We start from the raw sequence: 21,669 nt of genomic DNA on the forward strand, positions 1-21,669 counted from the left end.
ATTAATAAGTTACTGTAGATAATTTTCCAAATCCTGTTTCATTAGTAGCTCCAGTTATAACTTGTATTTCAGCTTCTATGCTTCCATCTTCTCTTAAACTTCCAGCAAATCCACCAGCTATAAAATCTACTACTTCTATATGACCTATTATTTTATCCATCTTAGGAAGTACTATTAATTCATTAGCATTTCCACCTGTTACAACTGCATTTGCTAATACATCTGCATCTGCAAGTGATTGAGAACCTCCATCACGTCCTGCATATTCATCTGTTACTATAACAGTTTTTATATCTTCATTCTCTATTTTTTTACAGTTCATTATAAGATCTGTATCTGGATTTCCAAATCCTTCTTGAGATATTATAACTGCATCTAATCCTAAATACTTACATAACTTAGCAGTCCAGTTAGATGATCTTTCTTTATCTGCAAGGTATACGTTTTCATTAGTTATAATTACACCTACAAAGTTTATTTCTTTTCCATGTTGTGCATATAAATCTTCTACTACAGAGTTATTTATATGAACATAAGATGGATTTTTATCACATGCAGAAACACAGTTACCACTTACAATTGCTCCATCCATAAGTTCTGTTGGGTAAAGCATAGTTGGAACTATTTGTTTTGCATCTACTCCGTATACATATGTATCATGAAGTAATCCTTGAGTTTGAAGCATATATACATATCCTACTTTTGGAAGATTAGGATACTCTGCTATTGACTCTAATAATGGCTTAGTTTCATAAGTTTTTATTTCATCAGGAGTTACATTTCTTCCTGCTTCTCCTAAATATGCTGCAGCTTTAAATCCTATCATTCTAACAGCTTTTTCATGGTTATGTTGCTTTAATCCATCTACAGGTTCTGCTATGACTACTACATTATTAAGTGTAGAGAATGGACAATAATCAGCTCCAGGACCAGTCATATCTATTATACCTTCTTGGAAACCAACTATTTTTCCTGTAGTTACAACTGCACAACCAGAAAGTGCATGAGTTCTTCCTTCTCCTACAGTATCAACTTTTGATATTATTCCTGGGAATATTCCTCCCCTACCTTCAACTTTAACTCTTGGCTCTATAACATCTTTTACTGGTGTTATTCTTACACTTTCACCTGGACGAACTAAATCTATATCTATAGATTTTATGTGCTCATCTCCACCAATTGCTTCAAGCATCTCTTCTTTATTTACGTATAAAACTCCATCTCTTACCTCAGTAACGTCAGCAAACTGAATGTCTTTTATGAAAATTTTTCCTAATTCAAGACGCATACTTGCACCCCCCAATTTTTTACTTATTAAGAATTTAGTAATCTTTAAGTTTGTAAATAGCTTAATCATATAATTTAAAATACTAATTAAGTTATGTATATTTACTCTTAAACCTCAAATAGTATCTATGTCTATTGATTAAGTCTATTGATTAAGCTATTTAACTAAACTTATATATATAGATTTGAGATTTTCTCAAATTTATAGCAATATTAAAGGTATTTTTTAATCATTTCTTCTATATTAGATTTTGTAGCATCATCTTTTGTAACTTCATCTATTTTTGCACCATCTTTGTATATAGCTATAGTTGGAAGACCTAATACTTTCTCTTTTATAGCTAATCTTCTAGCCTTTGTAGTATCTAATTTACAAAACTTGAAGTTATCACCATATTGGTTAGCTAACTCTTCAACCTCTGGAAGTAATGCTTTACAAGGCTCACACCCTTCACTCCAGAAATCTACAACTACTATACCTTCTTGTTTTAAAACTTCTTCTTCAAAAATATTTTTATCTAAAACTACCATATTTTAAATCCCCCTTCATATTTTAATATCTTATTTTAAAGCAAAACATATTTTTATACTTTTGCTTCTTCTAAGTGTTCTAATTTATTATCAATATATTTTTCAGCCACTATTGTAGCTATTGCACCATCACTTGTAGCTGTTACCACTTGTCTTAAAGTCTTAACTCTGCAATCTCCTGCTGCAAATACTCCTTCTACATTAGTTCTCATCTCTTCATCTGTTATTATATATCCTCTTTTATCCATATTTATTTTACCTTTAAATAAGCTTGTTTGAGGATCAAGACCAACAAATACAAATACTCCCATTGTTCCATCCTCTTCATCTGCTTCATATTCTGTTAACTCACCTGTTACAGTATTTTCAAATACAACTTTTTCTAGTATTCCATCACCATGTAGTTCCTTTATAGATGTATTAAACATAAATTCTATATTTGAATTTCCTTTAGCTTTATCTGCTATTGATTTAGCACATGATAACTCATCTCTTCTATGAACTATCGTTACTTTTCTAGCAAACTTAGTTAAAAACATACCTTCTTCAACTGCACTATTTCCTCCACCAACTGCAAATACTTCTAAGTCTGTGAAGAAATCTCCATCACATGTTGCACAATAAGATACACCTTTTCCAGTAAGTTCTTTTTCTCCTGGAGCTCCTAATTTTCTTGGAGTTGCTCCCGTTGCTATGATAACAACTTTGCCTTTATATTCACCTTTTTCGCCTTTTAGTACTTTTATCTTACCATCTATATTAGCTTCAACTATGTTGTCTTTAATCATTTCAGCCCCAAAGCTTTTGCATTGTTCAACCATCCTAGCTATTAACTTTGGTCCACTTGCATCTTCTACAGAACCTGGATAATTTGCTACATCATGTGTAGTAACTATCTGTCCACCAGTTTTTCCTTTTTCCAATATAAGTGTTTTAAGCTTTGCTCTTGCACCATAAAGTCCTGCAGAAAGACCTGCTGGTCCTGAACCTATTATGATTAAATCATATAAATTTTCCATTGAACTACCCCCTTTTATATTTCAATTAAAGGAATTTTAAAATTCCATGTTTGAGAAACCAAATCATATCACTCTTTGTTATTTCTTTAACAACGAAGTAAGATATTGTTATATATATTGAATTCTTTGTAATGTATTATTTAATATATCAAAGTCTATAACTTTAAAATCATCTGTAACTTTTTCTGTCCAATTTGGAGTTATTTTATTTTTTTGAAATTTACTACAAGTGGCTATCGCTTCTTCTATCAATATTAGTGAATTTGTATCTAGATTTTTTCCTTTTTTCATTATTATACTTCGATATGGCGTTTCATTAGGTTTTACGCTTCCGTAAAGTGGGTGTGATAAAAGCTCATAGCCCTTATGTATTAGGTCTCTACATTCTTTTAATATTTCTATGTATGTAATATCTTTATGCAAAATTTCTTTATTTGTAATTTCTTGTTTAACAATTGGGTTATTAGTGATTATTATCATGAATCCCTCTCGCTTTCAAAATTCTATTTTTTTTGCAAATTAAAAACAGAGAAAACAAACCCCAATTTGTTCTCTCTGTTAATATACTCTTCAGAGGTCCGTCTAGGCATAGTATTTTTACCTGAGAATTTCACTTAATTTAATTTGGATTAATAAATTAAGTTTGTCCCTTCGGTCACTTTTATATTTAAAAGTTGTCTCCCATGCCCTTCATTCGGATATCTATTTTTTAATTATAATATTTCTTCCTATAAGTATTATCTATATCATCTAAGTTAAGTATATAAACTTTCTATTTATTTTTCAATATATTTTTCAGAAAATTTTGTATCATTTTTCGAGTTATTTTTATATAAAATTCACTTTTTTGTATATATTTGTATTTTTATAGGTTACTATCATCCACTTGATCTAACCATTCTTTAATAGCATCTATAACATTGTCTACACATCCATCTTCAAATGGAGATTTTAGATTACCTATATTAACAATTTCTAAGAAAGATTTAGTTCCACCAACCCTACATATATCTAAATAACTATTCCAACCTTGTTCTTTATTTTCCCTCATCTTTTTCCAAAACTGTAGCGCACATATTTGAGCTAGAGTATAGTCAATATAATAAAATGGATTTTTAAATATGTGGCCTTGTTTAAACCACCAACCTCCATTTTCTAGGAACTCACATCCCTCATAGTCTTTATGAGGAAGATATTTTTTCTCTAAATCTCTCCATACTTTTTTTCTTTCTTCCTTACTCATAGTTGGATTTTCATATATATCATGTTGGAATTCGTCTACTAATATTCCATATGGAATAAATTTAATTGCTGAAGACAAATGAGTAAATTTATATTTTTCAGTATCTTTTTTAAAGAATAAATCCATCCATGGCCAAGTTATAAATTCCATACTCATAGAATGAATCTCACAACTTTCATAAGTTGGGAAATTTATTTCTGGCATATCGATCCATGTAGACATATATAATTGGAAAGCATGCCCAGCTTCATGAGTTAATACATCTATATCATCTGATGTTTGATTAAAGTTTGAGAATATAAACGGTGCTTGATAATTAGGTATATAAGTACAATACCCACCTGCTGCTTTTCCTTTTTTAGTTACTAAATCCATAAGTTCATTTTCTAGCATAAATTCAAAGAATTCTTTTGTTTCTTTTGATAACTCTGAGTACATTTTTTTCCCATTTTCAATTATATACTCAGGGTCTCCTTTAGGAGTTGCGTTACCACTTAAAAATTCGAAGTTTTCATCTACATATACTAACTTTTCTATCCCTAATCTTTTTTCTTGTCTTTTGTAAAGATCACTTGCAACAGGAACTATATACTTAAGAACTTGTTTTCTGAAGTTTTTAACCATCTCAGAATTATAATCAGTTCTCATCATTCTTATATAACCTAGTTCTACAAAGTTATTGAAATTAAGTTTTGTAGCCATTTTTGCTCTTAATTTTACTAACTTATCAAATATATCATCAAATTTTTCTTCATTTTCTTCAAAAAAATTGTAATAAGCTTTCGATGCTTTTATTCTCATATCTCTATCTTTAGATTGCATAAATTTACCTAATCCAGATAAATTTCTTTCTTCATCCTCAAAGTTTATTTTTGCAGATGCTAGTAATTTACTATATTGCGAGCAAAGTTTATTTTCTTCTTGTAATTCTTTTATTATCTCTTTGGAAAAAGACTTTAAAGAATACTGCGATATTTTTACAAACTGTTGTCCAAAATCTTTTTCTATTTCTTGCTTAAACTTAGACTCTACTACTGATTTATAGAACTCTGAGTTTATCTCTTCGTATAGGGGTGAATATTCATCCCAATATCTTTTTTCTTTTTCATAAAATTCATCTTCAGTATCTATGCTATGTCTTATTGAACATATAGTCTGCATAGTTTGTATATTGTTTCTTCTTTCATTAAGCTCATTTATATTTTCTCTTTGTTCCTTGTAATTAGATGATGTATTTATCTTTTGCACTAAATTTCCAATTTCCTTTTTATTTTCTTCATAATTTGGTCTTTCATATTTGAATTCTGAAAATTTCATATCGATCTCTCCTTATGTTATTTAGCTATATTATTATATATACCAACTATGAGATATCTTATGCAATTATAATTAACTATCTACAAATAATTACTCCATATCTCAAGTTACATTCCATATTATACCATATATTATAAATTCAATATCTACTCTCAAATAACAGGTATCACATTTAGGTTATTAAATACATAATCAGAGTAATTTTTTATTTTAGTTTATAAACTCTGCATATATTGATATAATTATATTTGTCTTATATTTTATATTATTAGGAGGATTAGTATGTATAAATTAATAGCTCTAGACATAGATGGAACTTTATTAAATAGTGATAAAAAGATTACATCAGATGTATTTAACTCTATCCAAGAAGCAAAGAAACAAGGTGCAAAAGTCGTATTGTCAACAGGTAGACCTCTACCAGGAGTCACTCCACTTTTAAATGAATTGAATCTTACAGATGAAGGTGACTACGTTATATGTTTTAATGGAGCAGTAGTCCAAGAAGTGAAAAGTGAAAAGGTGATTTCTAATATAGAGATGACTTATGATGATTTTAAAACTATATATAAAATCGTAAAAGAACTTGATACAAAGGTTCATATAAACACACCAATTAATGTAATAACTCCGCATGAAGAACCTAGTAAATATACGTTACTAGAAGCTGAGTTAAACCAAATACCTATTGTTTATAAAAGTGAAGATGAAATAGATGATAGTATAACATTCTGTAAAATAATGATTATCGATGAGCCTGAAAAATTAGAAGAAATTTTAAATGTTCTTCCTAAAGAAATTTTCGAAAAATATACAGTGGTTAGATCCGCTCCTTTCTTCTTAGAGTTTTTAAATAAAGCCGCTAATAAAGGTACTGCGCTACAAGCTTTATGCGAAAATATAAATATACCTATCGAAAAAACAATAGCTGTTGGTGATGAAGAAAACGACCAACATATGATAAAATTAGCAGGTCTAGGAGTTGCTATGGGAAATGCTCGTGATAGTATAAAAGATATCGCTAGTTATATAACTAAAACTAACAATGAACATGGAGTTGCTCATGTTATAGATAAATTTATATTAAATAAATTATAAATTCATCTATAATATAATTTCCTATGTGCTATAAAAAAATATAAGTAGTATAGTTAAATTTAACTATACTACCTATATTTTATCTAGTTTTGACATGCTATAAGATATCTGTAATGAGTTTATTTCTGTTGGATATATTTTAACCTTATAGTATGAGGATTTATTGTATATTTTCATATAAAATTCACCATTTATATTTGTTGTTGTATATCTATTTAAGGGACACTCACAAATTTGACAACCTTCATAAATAGGATTAACACTACAATTTCTAATCTCTTGTACCTCTACAAGTGCATCTCTTACAGGACTACCATCATCATATTTAACTATTCCATATAGTAAATTACTTTCTTTCATGCTCGCCCTCCTATGTATTATACTGGAGGATAAAATTCTAGAAGATAGTCAACTTTATCTATTTTTTCAAGATAGGTTATAAATTTTCCCTCTATATCAGTTATTAAAAATCCTATCTTAGTTGTTATTGGTGGATTATAGTTTGAATCAATTTTAGATATTATCACTGAAGTGTCGCTTGCAGGAGTTTCGTCTTTATATACTACTTTTCCTATTATTAATACTTGATGTATCTTTGGTATTATAATAGTCTTACATACTAAATAATTTTCTTTTAATTCTTGCGGTGTAATTATGATTTCAGTGTACGTCTTCATATTGTATCACTCTTTGAATTTTTAATTAAAGGAGAATATGCAGTTATCTTATACTCAAGATTAAATGTTGGAGATACAGCAAATACATATTCTCCAATATCATTAGAAAAAATATTTCCTATAACTTTACTAGCTCCACTTATTTTGTCAATTTCCATAATTTCTATAGATGCATGAGATAGTGGATATAAATTTTCATCATAAACTATACCTTTTATATTATATTCTTTTTTTTGGGGAATAATAATTTTTACATCATAAGGTTTTCCTTCAACTAAGTCAGAACTTTTTATAATTATATAATTGGTCTCTAATTCTTCCATTTATTAGACCCTTTTATTTTTTTATAAATCTTTTTATTGAATCAATTATTTTTCTTATCCAGGACTTAGTTTCTTTATTTTCTGTAACTTCTGATATACTAAGTTGCTCGCCTCTATCTATGTTTTCTATAGATTGTATTTGTGGTGAATCAGGCTGTACACTTTCTTCAACAACTGATGTAACAGCTATTTTTAGATTCATAGTTCCACCTTTATTATTTAATCCTGGTGTTATTACATTCCCATCAGTTTTTACTCCATCTATTTCTACATAACTAATTGTTCTTTCTGTATATTCCTTACCATCTATGATAACTTTTTTACTCATATACATGCCTCCATTGTCAATGTCTATATTTTTTATATTATAATATGATATTAATCTAAATTTGGTACAACAGTTAAAAATAAGTCTTTTACTTCTTCTAGTACAATTTTTAAATCTTCAAAATAATTTAATAAAGCATTACTTTGATATTTAAAATTAGAAGTTAATTTTGAATAATCTTGTGCTGACATTTCAAAGTGTTTTTGCCTTACATCAAATAAAAATTTCACTAAATAACTACCCAAATAATAACTTGTTTTATTACTTTCAAATTCTTGTAAAACATTAAATACATATAAAAATTGTTGTAAATTTATATCATCTTCATTCATATCTAATAATGAATCTAATGCATCTCTAGTTAAAAGCTCTTTGCATATATTTATACATTTATTAGATTCATCTATAAATTTATTTATAGATTGTAGAATTTGTCTTATTATTTCATTAGAATCTATGTTAATACATTTGTCAGGAGTTAATTTTTTTGCATCTTCATTAAAATTCATTGATGTTATTATTTCTTCTAATTCTCTATGAGAAGCACCAACTATATCTGCTCCATAAGATGCATTTATAAATTCAACTTTTTTATATTGCTGAACTAAATTTATATATTCTTCAATCTTACTTTTAAAAAGATTTAATGTGACTGTTGTTTTTATTTCATTCCCGTATACATCTTCAATTAAAATTAATCCTGATGGATCTGGATTTTTATCTATATTAAAAGTTGCATTATCTGAATGATGTTTGTCATAAGTAAGTGCACAATCTTGACCTACTAATATTATGGGGTTGCATCCCATAATTACAGCTGCATCTATGCAGGTATGAGCAACAGAACCACCAGCATAGGTTCCTGTTAGATTTTTTAAATCTTCTATAATGTATGAAAATAGTTCTGATATATATATTTTTTCCCCTTTATAATCCTTTACTAAGTCTTTATTACTATATTCATAAAAAGCAAATGGAACTTTTTCATCTAAGTATTTTTTCATCATACTATAATTGATTGGTGCTGGGTCTACAGATATGACTAAATTGGGAGTGATTCCATTTTCAATAAGAGAACCCATAGTTCTATTCCCTGCTACTATAAAAAACTTGTCTAACTGATTTTTATATTTCAACATAGTCTGAATATTTTTATCTAAGGATGGGCCAGCCGATACTATTATAGCTGGTATATTTTCATTTGAATTTATATATGAATTTAAAGGTGACGAGTCATTTATCATTAACAGATTTGAAATCATATTTTCAAAAAACATTTGTCTAAACCTATAAGCAAGCCCTATTGATGCACTAGCTACATAATATCTACTATCTAAAATTTCTATAAATTTTTTATATTCTTGCTCATACAGTTGTTCATAATTTCCAAAACAGTGAACATGTAATCTATTGACATTCTTATAATTTATAATGTTTTTTAAAATTGATTTTATCATTTCTTCATCATATAATATTAAATTAATATTATCCTTTTCTATATTATCCTTGTGAATATCATATATTTCTTTATTTGGTTCTATTATTATAACTAGATTACATTCGCATAATCTATTTTCTAATTCAGTAATATATTCTCCCGCATCAATGCCAAATATAAATACTACAGAATCAAATAAAAGTCCCTCTAAATTATCTATTAAATTTTGTATATTTTTTTTGTAATTATATCTATCTCCTAAATAATAGGATTTTTCACCAATATTTACTTCATATAGGTAGTAACCATCATCACTTTTCTGCTTTTTTAAATTAAACATAACTCCTCCTAAACAAGTATTATTTGTACTAAAGTTGAAGATTAGCCATAGGCTAATCTCCATTTGATTTATACTATTAACTGTATATTTTAACTACATACTTGTTACTACTTGCAATAGTTATTCCATATCTACCATAATTATCTGTAAAAGTCATATAATCCGCTGATTCAATAGTACCAGCTGACGCAGTATTTGCCCAAATTATAACAGTTCCATTTGAAATAATTTGTGCATCTGTTGCCTCAGCAACACCTCCTACGAATATTAGAGGCCACTTACTAGTTTCTAAATTAGTAGTTACTATTGGCACAGCAGCTTTAGTAGTATCTGCTGTTGTTATAGCTGTTTGTTTCGGTCTATAATTTCTTTTTGTTGCCATATAAATCTCTCCTATATTATATAGTTAAGGATTCTTCATCCTTGGTCTATAATATTCTAAAATTCGAATACTGTTACATTTTTATTTTATAAATCTTCATTTTACATTCCGCAATATGGCACAAATTTATATTCATAGTTATTTTTCCACAATAAAGATACTCCATAAGTTCCCTCTTCATTTGAAAATGTAACTCCTAAAAATGTTTCTATAGGTGGAGTTGTATTTTTATCTATTAGAGTAATTGCTACAGCTACATTTGATAAAACTTCTTTATCTGGACTATATACTTTTCCTGTTACAAAGATATATTCTTGTACATCCATATAAACATCTGCTATTGCTCCACCATTTTTAATAATTTCACTTCCATCAACATAAACACTATTAGATTCTCCCATTTCAACACCTTTTCATTAACTGCATAAGATTTTAGCGTTCACTAATACTATTGCGTTTGTTAAATATTCTTTAACATTTAATTTTTTATAATAAATATCTTCCACTATTCCATCAACTTCTAATTTACTACCTATTACGTAATTTTCTGCTAATACTATAAATGTACCAAATGGAATATTATAATGAGATGAATATATTAGTCCATCCTCTGATGTGTATTGTACTGTATATTTAATTAATCCATAAATTATTAATTTATATCCTGATAAATTTTGATTTTCTAAGGATTTTATGTTAGGTGTGGCTATTACATAATATTTAATTATCTCTATTTCTGATGTTATGTTAAGTATTTCTTTTATATCTGGCTTTACACTGTCCATTAGTAATTTTTTTTCTATACTTATTTGTCTAAAATTATACATTGGAACATTATTCATACGAACTAAATTTTCCTCATTTTCTAAACTTTTAATTAATTTTTGATTATTAGATATGGAATAGTTATATTTTACACTGTCTAAACTTTGTTCATAATTTGAATAAGCTGTATTTGTTATAACTACCTCATAACTGATTGTTATAGTTTGACTAGCGCTAAGTTTTGGAATTAATATTCCCGATAAAATATCGGCGTCTGGAGTTTCTGTTCCATTTATTATTACAGATCCCGGTATGAATTGTATCGATGGATTCAATGAATCTTCTATATATATATTATAAATATCGTTTCTTCCATTATTTAAAGCTTTCATAGTGTAAATTATTATATCTCCTATATCTGAATAATGCCCAGATGGTATTTTACTTATTGTAAATTGTGCATTTGTTGCCACTATATAACCCCCTTTATATATGTTCATGCTATTATACTTTAGCAAATTTTCACATCTACAAGTAACATCATACATAAATCTATTGATTTGCTATTTAACTTTTTAAATTTAACACCTTCAACGTAAGGAGTTACACTTATCCTATCTGCTCTGACTAAATCATAAATATTTCTTCCATTTACTTCGCTAGGTATTACTATGTTTATGATTTTCAAGTTTTCATGGTAACTAATTTGAGCCATTTGAGTAGGTTCACAGGCTATATAGGTTATTTTTTCTTTTACTTTGACTTCTACTACTAAACTTACTCCACTTAGTATTTGCCCTTCATTTGATGTTCCTGTAACTGTATCTATTAACTTCATACTTGCTATTTCAGGCCATACGGATATATCGATAATTCTTTCTATGTCTAGTTTTTTAGGGTCTATATTTATAATTTCACATATCATTTCTTGTGTGAAATAGGTAGGCATAATTGGAAGTAGATTTTGATTACAATTATCTGTTTTTATATTTAAGTCTTTTCCCAAGTAAGATACATCTGCTATTAGCATCATTGTTATATTATTATATATAGATCTTAAATCCATTTTCTCTGAGAATATATCTTCTATACCTATGCTTACGTTTACAACAGAATCTATGTTTATTTGCTGTGGTAATACTATATCTCCATAAAATGAAAAACTTATCTCTGCAGTATTAATGGGTATATTACATTCACAGCTATGACAGGACTCACACTCTAAATATTCTATCTTCATAAAAATTTCTCCAGACACCATAACATCATATCCTTCTAAATTTTGTCCTTCTAAAGATTTTCCTTTTACTGTCGATATTACTTTTGAATCTGTTATAGTTCCCTCTGCATATACACTAACTATTCTATCTATATCTGGTTTTTGCGGTGGTATAGAAAATATATGTTCAACATTTAATTGTGTAAAATATGGCATATTTTCATATGGACATATTGTTATTCCGTCATATTCTATTAACTCTCTCATTACCTTGGACATTATTATCCCCCTTAATTCTCTCATTTCCCACTAGTATTACTTTATATTATGAATAGTAAAATGTTTTTGAAACTACTTTGCCTAATTTAATGTAAATATAAAGTTCAAAACAAAAGGATATATCAAAACAATTAATAAAATTATTTTGATATATCCTTTTGTATCTTTTAAGTAAGATTATATAAACTCAGTGTATATATTTTTTAATCAATTAATTCAAACGTTAATGGCGTACCTTTCTTTATATCTTTATTTATTTTTTTGCCTATAATATTATTATAGTATTTTGGATGTAGACCAAATCCAGGGCGTATTGATTTTACATTTTTTTCGGTTAGTATTTCACCTTTTTTAACATCTTCAACTATAAATAAAGATCTTGAAAGTTCTCTACTTTTTTTCTTTTTTTCGCTTAATTCATAGTCTACTATACCTATAGCTTTTTCTACATTTCTAATAGCATCAACCATAGCCTTGAATTGTTGTGGCTCTAGTGAAAATGATGCATCTGGTCCTCCTATATTTCTATCTAATATAAAATGCTTTTCTATAACTTTTGAACCTAATGCAACTGCAGTTATAGGAACTTCTACATCCATCGTGTGGTCTGATAATCCTGCTACAACATTAAATCTATTTTTTAAATCTGCTATAGTTGATAAGTTTGCATCTTCTAATTTAGCTGGATATGATGATGTACATTTTAATAAAATTATATCATTGTTACCCATTCTTTTACATGCTTGAACTGCCTCTTCTATATCTTCTATATTAGCTATTCCTGTAGATATTATAACTGGCTTACCTTTGGATGCTATATATTCTATAAGTGGTATATCAGTTATTTCAAATGAAGCTACTTTATATGCAGGTACGTCTAAATCTTCTAAAAAATCTACTGCTGTTTTATCAAAAGGACTTGAAAATAAAATTAACCCTATGCTTTCAGCATACTCCTTTAATTCCTTTTGCCATTCCCAGGGTGTATATGCATCTTGATACAACTTATATAAGGTTGCTCCATCCCATATGGTATTTTGCTTTATTTGAAAATATTCATTATCACAATCTATAGTTATAGTATCTGCCGTATATGTTTGGATTTTTATAGCATGTGCTCCACTTTCTTTAGCTGCTTTTATAGTTTTTTTAGCAATCTCTATATCATGACCATGATTTGCTGATAACTCTGCTATTATAAAACATGGAGAATTGTTATCTATATTAAAGTTGTCAATTTTCATTGTTATCTCATCCTTCAATACTATATTTATAATTTATTATTTCATTTACTATATTTCTAACACCATTGCTGTCAATAGTACTTATTGCTATTTTGTTCATTCTTTTTCTCATATCTACATCATTGATAAGTTTTTTTACTACTTTATATATTTCTAATAAATCTATTTCATCATATTTTCCTAGATTTATCATCATTCCTAAATCATTTGCTTTTTTTGCTATATTGATTTGATTATCTATTTGAGATATTAATATAGTAGGAATTCCTAACACCCCTAATTCATATGCAGTTGTTCCAGATGCAGAAATAGATAAATCACATTTTTCCATAACTTCTTTCATGTTAGTGGGATTAAATATAAGATTTATATTTTTATTTTCTCTAGCTATATCAATTAACTTTTCGCTACATTTAAATAGACTTCCAACTACTACATCTATAGTTACATTATCTTCTATTTCCGATAAACTGTCTAAAACTATAGGAGTAAAGTTGTTAATATCTGCCCCTCCCATAGTAACTAGGATTCGTTTTACTTTAGATTTTATTTTTATAGGATTTATGTTTTGGAACTCTTTTCTAAGCATTGAATACTTGGTTCCAAGTAAAGTAATGCAATTGTCATTTTTGAATTTATAATTCAAATCCTTGGCGTATAGGTTGGAATTTATAATTATATCACTTGGGTATTGATATAAACTGTTATCATCTATGGAAATTAAAATTTTCGAAATCCTTTTTAATCTTTCTAAATATTCATTACTTAACCAATATGAATCTGTTAAAATATAATCAAATTTTATTATTTTTAAAATTTTCTCTACTTCCTCTATTTCACTATATATATCTATAGATTTTATATCTATATACTCTATATCGTGTTCACTTAATAAGTTACTTACACTTTTATCTTTTTTAATTATAAAAATCGGTTTTATTCCTCTATCTCTAAACTCCTTTGCTATAGCTATACATCTCATTATATGGCCCATACCTTTATCAGCACTACCATCAGCCCTTATTCCTATATACTTCATACAATACCTCTAATTTATATAGATATAAACTTTATATAATCTTTTTCTATAATTTTTTTATATCCAGCACTTTCAAATGATTTGATTGACGCAATATTATCATATTTTACTAATCCTACTAATTTTCTTTCTTTTATGTTATCCTTCATATACTTGAGAACCGCTTTGCCAATTCCTTTTCCTCTAAATTCACTAGCTATGCTATAACTAATCATAGCTTCTCTATCTCTATTCTCAATTCTAATAGTTCCAACATTATAGTTATCATTTAATATTATATATAGTTCTATATTTTTATCTTGTAATTTATCTTCTAACCATCGTTTATGAGTTTCAATATCTATTTTTTCAGAGTTAAACGAATTAGCTCTTACTACTTCATCATTAAACCAATCAAATAATAAATAACAATCCTCATAAGTTGCTTTTCTCAACTTTATAGTAATAGGACTTCCTATATTATATTTTTTTTCAAAATCTTTATTTATATCATGTAATCTAGGATTTTTTTCTATAAATTTTACTACCTCATATAAATAAAAATCGTGATTACCATTATAAAAATGGTTGTATATTTCATTTATTAATATAAAATCCTCTCTAGTATCTAAAGTCCATCTATATTTTGAATAGTCTATATCATTTAAATAATAATATACATTATCAGTATTTTCATATATATAAGGTGTTACATGTTCTCTTTGGTAAGTCTCTTTTGCCTTTAAATTAGCAAGTTCAAGCTGCTCAAATGAAAATACCTCTGTATCTAATCCTCTAGGATATGTTCTCTTTGATAAGTCTGCTACTGCATTTGTTACAATATCATACTTATTATTTAAGTAATATTTAACTAATTGGTCAGTAATATTAGGATCTATAAGCGGACAATCTGAGGTTATTCTTACAACTATATCAGCATTATTTGATTTTGCAGCATTGTAATATCTACTTAAAACATCTGACTCGCTACCTCTAAAATATAATACTCCTATATCTTGTGCTTCTTTCACTATATCATCATCTTGTTCTAAATTAGATGTAGCTATCACTATATCATTTATATACTTACATTGTTTTACTCTTTCAGCTACATGATATAAAATCGTCTTTCCTTTTATCTCTTTAAGTACTTTTCTAGGCAATCTAGTAGATCCAACTCTAGCTTGAATAATAGCTACTACTCTTTTTTGATTCATTTTATTCCTACTTTCTATAGTAATCTAATACCTTATTTACAGCATTTATTACATCTTCAAAATCATTATCACTCATTGCAGGATATAGTGGTAACGTAATCATGGATTTATATAACTTTTCTGCATTAGGGCACAGACCTTTCTGATATCCTAACTTTTGATAATATGGATGTAAATATACAGGTAAGTAGTGAACATTCACTCCTATATTTTCAGCAAGTAATGCCTCAAATATCTCTTTCCTACCTACTGTAAACTTATCTAAATCTAATTTAATTATATATAAATGTCTACTAGTATCTGAAATTTTTTCCTCCTTTTGAATAATAATCCCATCTACTTTACTTAGCTCTTTATTGTACATCTTAACTAGTTCTTTCCTTCTTTTTATAAAACCATCTATCTTATCCATTTGGCTCAATCCAAGTGCACATTGTAAATCAGTTATCCTGTAATTGTAACCGAGGTCTATTTGTTCATAATACCAATGTCCTTCTTCTTTATGAGACATAACTTCTGAATTCTTTGTTATCCCATGAGTTCTAAATAATATAAGCTTTTCATATAATTCTTTTGAATTAGTTGTTATAATTCCACCTTCTCCTGTAGTTACAGTTTTTACAGGATGAAAACTAAATTCAGCCATATGAGATATACTTCCAATACATTTACCTTTATACTTAGTTCCTAAAGCATGAGCAGCATCTTCTATAACTATAAGATTATATTTTTTGGCAAGTTCCATTATAGGGTCTAAATCTACACTTTGGCCTGTGAAGTGTACTGGTATTATAGCTTTAGTTTTATTTGTTATCTTAGCTTGTATTTCCTTAGGATCTATGTTGTACGTATCTGGATTTATATCTGCAAATACAGGTTTACCTCCACAATATAAAATACAATTTGCTGAAGCTGCAAATGTCATAGGAGATGTTATAACTTCATCACCTTCTCTTATTCCAGCTGCATAACAAGCTGCATGTAGTGCAGCTGTTCCATTAGATACTGCTACTGCATATTTTGTACCTACATATTTAGCTACCTTATCCTCAAATTGTTTAATGGTTGGTCCTGTTGTTAAGTAGTCTCCATTCAATATATTTATAATAGCTTCTATATCACATTTGTCAATGGACTGTTTCCCATAAGGAAGATAATTGACTCTTACAGGCCTACCTCCATTAATTGCTAAATCTAACTTCATTTTACTCCCTCCCCTCCTCCTTTTATAGTGATTTTTATAAACCTAGTTTATCTATCTCTATCCTTAAATCTTCTATGCTTAGCCAATCTGTATTATTACCTGAGTTATATTCAAATCCATTTTCTATAGGTTTTCCTCCTGTTGTAAAAAACTTTTCTTTATTCCACCATTCAAAATTAGGATATATTATATAGTGTTTTTCATATTCATAGGTAATTCTTGAATCATCTTTAGTTATCATTACCTCATGTAGTTTTTCTCCTTCTCTTATCCCGACTTCCTCAAGCTCACAATTTGGTAATATCGCTTTTGCTAAATCTTTTACATTAAATGATGGTATTTTGGATATATACGTTTCTCCACCCTTTGCTTCATTTAATGCTTTGAGTACTAAATCTACGCCTTCTTCTAAACTTATCCAAAATCTTGTCATACTAAAATCTGTGATTGGTAATACTGTATATCCTTGCTCTATCAAGCTTTTAAAAAATGGTATTACTGATCCTCTACTACCTGCAACATTTCCATACCTTACTACTGAAAATATTGTTCCTTTACCTGCTGCGTATGCATTTGCAGATATAAATAACTTATCTGAAACTAACTTCGTTCCACCATATAAATTTATAGGGTTTACAGCTTTGTCAGTTGATAGTGCAACAACTTTTTTTACACCTTTATCTATAGCAGCATCAATTATATTTTGTGCTCCATGTATATTAGTTTTTATAGCTTCAAAAGGATTGTATTCACAGGTTGGAACTTGCTTCATTGCAGCTGCATGTATTACATAATCGATACTATTAAAAGCTCTATATAATCTATCTTTATCTCTTACATCTCCTATAAAAAATCTCATTTTATCCATTTTATCAGGAAACATCATTGATAGTTCTTTTCTAAATATATCTTGCTTAAACTCATCTCTTGAAAATATTATTATTTTTTTTGGATTATATTCACTTAATACTCTTTTTGTAAAGTATTTGCCAAATGATCCGGTTCCACCTGTGATGAGTATTGATTTATTGTTTAACATAAGGTATCTCCTCTTTTTATATAAATATTAATATTTAAATTAATTAATTCTTAATATAATATATCAATGATAACTTGAAATTGTGATATATACTTGAAATTAAATTATTATGTGTTTTTTTAATAACATTAAAATGGCATCTTTTATTTATATAGAAGATGCCATTTGCCAATATAGTTTTCAGATTTTATCTTGTTATTTTTCTAGCCAAAGTGGCTGTCCATATACCAACCATAGTTACACCTAATAACATTTCTATTCCCGATAATAGTATACTATATCCTATAGGAGTTATATCGCCATATCCTACTGTAGTAAATGTTACTATACTAAAATATAATGATTTCATAAAGTCTGTATCTAAATTTTGATATGGAAAACCTTGTAAATATACATCTTTATAATTTATCTCGTATTCCCCTACATTTAACCCCGTTAACATATACATGATTGCAAATACTAAGACAATCTCTAAAGAAGTTATTAAAGCAAATGTAGGTCTTTCTCCATATCCACAAAATAACCAAAATATAGCTGCTTTCACTTTATTCATCCCGGTTAGATATTTATATTCCATACACTTTGACATATAATAGTATTCACCTGCATTATTTAATAAGGCATTAGCTTCAAATTTTGATGCTATCCCTTTATACACCTTAAATGCTACTGAATAACTTTGCTTATATTTCTTATCTATTTTTATCTTATCTATAAAAGTGTATTCGTCAAATTTAGTTAAATAATTATCTTCAAATTCAAATTCTTTAACATCTGAATTTATAATTTTAAAAGACCTACAATCGCAATCTGTTATACACACATTGTTTATGTATACTTTTTTTAAAATAGAATCTTTTAAATTTGTATGTTCAAATTTTATGTTATATAAATCTACATTTTGAAATATACTTTTTTCCATATTACAATTTTTAAATTGGCAGTTAGTAAATATAGTTTTACTATTACATATCAAAATGCATTCATTTATATCATAAAAATTACAGTTAATAAATATAATATTTTTAAATCGGCAATTTGAAAATATATTGCCAAAAAAAGTACAATTATAAAATTCTATATTGTTAAAATTACAATTAGTGAATGTATTATATTTAAATTCTATATTCCTTAGTTTTTCAACTTTTATGTTATACTTATCATCAAATTCACCTATACTTTTTTTTTCTATTTTTTTTATTATTATCTTGCTTTCATTATCTATTTTATAAATATCATCGTAGCCTATCTCAGATTTCCCAGGTATATATTCTGATTTTATTGCAAATTTATTTTTAAATAGTTCAATCTGAAAACCATATTTTTTTTCATTATCAACTTGCCTATTTTTCAACTCTATATTAATTTCATCTCTTATTTTGTCAAAACTATAAGTTTGCATTATCTCACCCTAACTATTTTTTAGTTTATTAATAGTAAATACTTTATTTATTATTAAAATCCTTTATTTATAGAATACTTGTCTATTTTTTTTAATATATTTTATAAAGACATAATATTTATTTTAACTCAGATAAACTAAGTGTGAATTTGGGTAGTAAATGTCATCTACTTGCTTTAATAAAATTTTTTAATTTTTTTGGGAGGTTACTTATGAATAATAAAATAGAAGAACTGAAAGAAAATTTACCTAAAGAGTGCTGTTCTTTTTGCTCACATCTTTCTTTAGAGGGACCTAATGACGATTATAAATATAATATAAAATGTATAATGTTAGACTCATTACCTAAATCAAACAAATATTGCGATTATTTCCAACCAGAGAATTCAAATCTTACTAGCAATGACTTAAATCATTTATACTCAGAGTTTTTAGAAGCTTGTATTAGAGTAAATTATAAAGATTATTTAAACTCTATTCATTGGCAAATTTTTAAAGATTATGCTTTAAATCAAAATAATAATACTTGTTCAATTTGTGGATGCAATAACGATATAGAAGTTCAGCATACTAATAAAAACTTTGGGAGAGAAACTTTAAATGATGTAATTGTTGCATGTAGTGAATGTGTTCATAAATTATAAATTCATAATCATAGATTCTGATTTACAGGTTATCTAGCTTATATAATCTAGTGCCATGACTAAAACTATGTGTATTAAGTTTTATTACATAAAATTATGTATTTGTCGCATAATAAGGTAGATAACATTATCAGGAGGTATATACAAATGTCAAACAGTAATTTAAGTTGCTCCGCAACTAATTGTGCTTATAATAATGCTAGTAGTTGTTATGCTGGAGCTATAAGTGTAGCTGGTTCTAATGCTAGTACTACATCTTCAACTGCATGTGTATCATTCGAAGATAGATCTACATCTGGTATGACAAACTGTGCTGGAGGATGTACTTGCACTAAAACGGGCAGTATAGCTTGCCAAGCTCAAAATTGTAAACATAATAGTAGTGGTTCTTGTAAGGCATCTAGTGTTCAAATAAATGCACAAAATGCAAGTTGTGAAACTTTTGTTTGTAAATAAACATAAAAATATTACTGGATAAATTAATATCCAGTAATATTTTTATACATATAACTATGCATTTACTAAATTTATTTCTTCATATTCTCTAGCCTTTTCTTCTCCAGTTAATACTCTTAAAGTTCCTAATGATAGTGACTCTAGCTCGTTTTCTCCTGGCATAATTTCAACCTTAGATATAAACTCTACTCTTTTCTTGATATTTGATGTCATCATCTTAGAATATGCAATTCCTCCAGTTATAACTATTGCATCAACTTTTCCTTCTACAACTGTAGCTAATTCACCTATAGATTTAGCTACTTGATAAGCCATCGCTTCATGAACAATTTTCGCTTGTTCATTTCCTTCGCTTATCATACTTTCTACTTCTCTAACATCTACAGTATTTAAATATGAAACTATACCACCTTTACCTCTTATAGTTTTTAACATTTCTTTATGAGTATATTTTCCTGAGAAGCATCTATCTATTAATTTTTTGCATTGTATTCTTCCTGATCTTTCTGGTGAAAATGCTCCCTCATCATCAGATACTATATCTATCATTCTTCCTTTTTCATGAACACTAACACTTATGCCTCCACCTAAATGAGCCACTATTAAATTTAAGTCACTGTATTTAGCATTATTATCTTTAGCATACTTTATAGCCATTGCTCTAGAGTTAAGTGCATGACTTAAACAATCTCTATCCATTCCACTAACACCTGATAATCTAGCAACATCTATAAATTCATCTACTGCTACAGAGTCATATATGTAAGCATTTATACCTAATGGTCTAGCTATTTCATAAGATATTATAGCTCCTAAATTAGATGCATGTTCTAAAACCGGTCTATTTTTTAGTCTATCTATCATTTCATCATTTACTAAGTATGCTCCTGATTTAACGGGTGGAAGCAATCCTCCTCTTCCAACAATAGCACTTAAAGTGTTTATTTCTATATTATTTTCTTCAAGAACTTTTAAAACTTCTTGCTTTCTCATATCAAATTGATCTTGTATTCTATCATACTTTGCAATTTCTTCTGCTGGGTGGTCTATTCCATTTACTAGTATTTGTTTATCATTATCGTATACTGCTATTTTTGTAGATGTAGATCCTGGATTTATAGCTAATACTCTGTAATTCATAATTATCCCCTTTTCACTTTAAATTCGCTTTACTGGTTTCTTCCACATTATTTATCAAT

24 protein-coding genes and 1 riboswitch are annotated in these 21,669 nt (G+C 27.7%); of the genes, 3 read left to right on the forward strand and 21 right to left on the reverse strand.

Annotation, left to right across the window (positions count from 1 at the left end):
* Nucleotide 1: 1 nt before the first annotated feature.
* The 5 genes from AC11VW_RS08175 to AC11VW_RS08195 all read right to left on the reverse strand — a co-directional run bounded on the left by AC11VW_RS08175 (nucleotide 2) and on the right by AC11VW_RS08195 (nucleotide 5,397).
* Nucleotides 2-1,288, reverse strand: a complete 1,287-nt coding sequence (locus AC11VW_RS08175) for a glycine/sarcosine/betaine reductase component B subunit (RefSeq protein ID WP_484300919.1) — start codon at nucleotides 1,286-1,288, stop codon at nucleotides 2-4.
* 212 nt (nucleotides 1,289-1,500) lie between these two features.
* Entirely contained in the window at nucleotides 1,501-1,818 is a 318-nt protein-coding gene (trxA, locus tag AC11VW_RS08180) for a thioredoxin TrxA (RefSeq protein ID WP_484300920.1), read from the reverse strand.
* A gap of 53 nt (nucleotides 1,819-1,871) precedes the next feature.
* The gene (gene trxB / locus AC11VW_RS08185; RefSeq protein ID WP_484300921.1) at nucleotides 1,872-2,837 is read right to left on the reverse strand and encodes a thioredoxin-disulfide reductase; all 966 of its coding nucleotides are present in this window, start codon (nucleotides 2,835-2,837) and stop codon (nucleotides 1,872-1,874) included.
* A 108-nt stretch (nucleotides 2,838-2,945) separates the two neighbouring features.
* Complete coding sequence (locus AC11VW_RS08190) at nucleotides 2,946-3,317, reverse strand: GrdX family protein (RefSeq protein ID WP_484300922.1); 372 nt, start codon at nucleotides 3,315-3,317, stop codon at nucleotides 2,946-2,948.
* Between the two features lie 99 nt (nucleotides 3,318-3,416).
* Nucleotides 3,417-3,531, reverse strand: a riboswitch (glycine riboswitch).
* 171 nt (nucleotides 3,532-3,702) lie between these two features.
* Nucleotides 3,703-5,397 carry a M3 family oligoendopeptidase gene (locus AC11VW_RS08195; protein WP_484300923.1) on the reverse strand — a complete coding sequence of 565 codons (1,695 nt, stop codon included), beginning with the start codon at nucleotides 5,395-5,397 and terminating at the stop codon, nucleotides 3,703-3,705.
* A gap of 282 nt (nucleotides 5,398-5,679) precedes the next feature.
* On the opposite strand from AC11VW_RS08195, the gene yidA reads away from it, so the two are divergent.
* Nucleotides 5,680-6,495, forward strand: coding sequence for a sugar-phosphatase (gene yidA / locus AC11VW_RS08200; protein WP_484300924.1), 816 nt, complete (start codon nucleotides 5,680-5,682; stop codon nucleotides 6,493-6,495).
* A gap of 72 nt (nucleotides 6,496-6,567) precedes the next feature.
* On the opposite strand, the gene AC11VW_RS08205 is transcribed toward yidA, so the two are convergent.
* From AC11VW_RS08205 to AC11VW_RS08275, 15 genes are all read right to left on the reverse strand, one after another.
* Nucleotides 6,568-6,855: a hypothetical protein gene (locus AC11VW_RS08205; RefSeq protein ID WP_484300925.1), complete on the reverse strand. Its 288-nt coding sequence runs from the start codon at nucleotides 6,853-6,855 to the stop codon at nucleotides 6,568-6,570.
* Nucleotides 6,856-6,872: 17 nt separating this feature from the next.
* On the reverse strand, nucleotides 6,873-7,172 hold the full coding sequence (locus AC11VW_RS08210; RefSeq protein WP_484300926.1) for a hypothetical protein: 300 nt from the start codon (nucleotides 7,170-7,172) through the stop codon (nucleotides 6,873-6,875).
* Nucleotides 7,169-7,495, reverse strand: coding sequence for a peptidase associated/transthyretin-like domain-containing protein (locus tag AC11VW_RS08215; protein WP_484300927.1), 327 nt, complete (start codon nucleotides 7,493-7,495; stop codon nucleotides 7,169-7,171). The genes AC11VW_RS08210 and AC11VW_RS08215 overlap by 4 nt, the downstream gene beginning before the upstream one ends.
* A gap of 13 nt (nucleotides 7,496-7,508) precedes the next feature.
* Nucleotides 7,509-7,823 carry a hypothetical protein gene (locus tag AC11VW_RS08220; protein ID WP_484300928.1) on the reverse strand — a complete coding sequence of 105 codons (315 nt, stop codon included), beginning with the start codon at nucleotides 7,821-7,823 and terminating at the stop codon, nucleotides 7,509-7,511.
* A 50-nt stretch (nucleotides 7,824-7,873) separates the two neighbouring features.
* Nucleotides 7,874-9,601: a motility associated factor glycosyltransferase family protein gene (locus AC11VW_RS08225; RefSeq protein ID WP_484300929.1), complete on the reverse strand. Its 1,728-nt coding sequence runs from the start codon at nucleotides 9,599-9,601 to the stop codon at nucleotides 7,874-7,876.
* 76 nt (nucleotides 9,602-9,677) lie between these two features.
* A complete protein-coding gene (locus AC11VW_RS08230; RefSeq protein ID WP_484300930.1) occupies nucleotides 9,678-9,983 on the reverse strand; it encodes a hypothetical protein in 306 nt (101 codons plus the stop codon).
* Nucleotides 9,984-10,084: 101 nt separating this feature from the next.
* Nucleotides 10,085-10,384 (reverse strand): hypothetical protein, encoded by a 300-nt coding sequence (locus AC11VW_RS08235; RefSeq protein WP_484300931.1) that lies wholly within the window; start codon nucleotides 10,382-10,384, stop codon nucleotides 10,085-10,087.
* Nucleotides 10,385-10,399: 15 nt separating this feature from the next.
* On the reverse strand, nucleotides 10,400-11,221 hold the full coding sequence (locus tag AC11VW_RS08240) for an SPOCS domain-containing protein (RefSeq protein ID WP_484300932.1): 822 nt from the start codon (nucleotides 11,219-11,221) through the stop codon (nucleotides 10,400-10,402).
* Nucleotides 11,222-11,259: 38 nt separating this feature from the next.
* Nucleotides 11,260-12,246, reverse strand: coding sequence for a hypothetical protein (locus AC11VW_RS08245; protein ID WP_484300933.1), 987 nt, complete (start codon nucleotides 12,244-12,246; stop codon nucleotides 11,260-11,262).
* Between the two features lie 203 nt (nucleotides 12,247-12,449).
* Nucleotides 12,450-13,490, reverse strand: coding sequence for a pseudaminic acid synthase (gene pseI / locus AC11VW_RS08250; RefSeq protein ID WP_484300934.1), 1,041 nt, complete (start codon nucleotides 13,488-13,490; stop codon nucleotides 12,450-12,452).
* Between the two features lie 7 nt (nucleotides 13,491-13,497).
* A complete protein-coding gene (pseG, locus tag AC11VW_RS08255; RefSeq protein ID WP_484300935.1) occupies nucleotides 13,498-14,529 on the reverse strand; it encodes a UDP-2,4-diacetamido-2,4,6-trideoxy-beta-L-altropyranose hydrolase in 1,032 nt (343 codons plus the stop codon).
* A 14-nt stretch (nucleotides 14,530-14,543) separates the two neighbouring features.
* Nucleotides 14,544-15,725 carry a GNAT family N-acetyltransferase gene (locus AC11VW_RS08260; RefSeq protein WP_484300936.1) on the reverse strand — a complete coding sequence of 394 codons (1,182 nt, stop codon included), beginning with the start codon at nucleotides 15,723-15,725 and terminating at the stop codon, nucleotides 14,544-14,546.
* A gap of 7 nt (nucleotides 15,726-15,732) precedes the next feature.
* Complete coding sequence (gene pseC, locus AC11VW_RS08265) at nucleotides 15,733-16,929, reverse strand: UDP-4-amino-4,6-dideoxy-N-acetyl-beta-L-altrosamine transaminase (RefSeq protein WP_484300937.1); 1,197 nt, start codon at nucleotides 16,927-16,929, stop codon at nucleotides 15,733-15,735.
* A 34-nt stretch (nucleotides 16,930-16,963) separates the two neighbouring features.
* Complete coding sequence (gene pseB, locus AC11VW_RS08270) at nucleotides 16,964-17,968, reverse strand: UDP-N-acetylglucosamine 4,6-dehydratase (inverting) (protein WP_484300938.1); 1,005 nt, start codon at nucleotides 17,966-17,968, stop codon at nucleotides 16,964-16,966.
* A gap of 187 nt (nucleotides 17,969-18,155) precedes the next feature.
* Nucleotides 18,156-19,370, reverse strand: a complete 1,215-nt coding sequence (locus tag AC11VW_RS08275; protein ID WP_484300939.1) for an ion channel — start codon at nucleotides 19,368-19,370, stop codon at nucleotides 18,156-18,158.
* Nucleotides 19,371-19,582: 212 nt separating this feature from the next.
* Between AC11VW_RS08275 and AC11VW_RS08280 the strand changes: the two genes are divergently transcribed.
* On the forward strand, nucleotides 19,583-20,014 hold the full coding sequence (locus tag AC11VW_RS08280; protein ID WP_484300940.1) for a hypothetical protein: 432 nt from the start codon (nucleotides 19,583-19,585) through the stop codon (nucleotides 20,012-20,014).
* Between the two features lie 147 nt (nucleotides 20,015-20,161).
* A complete protein-coding gene (locus tag AC11VW_RS08285) occupies nucleotides 20,162-20,470 on the forward strand; it encodes a DUF1540 domain-containing protein (RefSeq protein ID WP_484300941.1) in 309 nt (102 codons plus the stop codon).
* Nucleotides 20,471-20,524: 54 nt separating this feature from the next.
* Here the strand turns inward: AC11VW_RS08285 and buk are convergent, their stop codons facing one another.
* A complete protein-coding gene (buk, locus tag AC11VW_RS08290) occupies nucleotides 20,525-21,610 on the reverse strand; it encodes a butyrate kinase (protein ID WP_484300942.1) in 1,086 nt (361 codons plus the stop codon).
* Nucleotides 21,611-21,669 lie beyond the last annotated feature (59 nt).

It is taken from the genome of Romboutsia sp. (assembly GCF_056995035.1).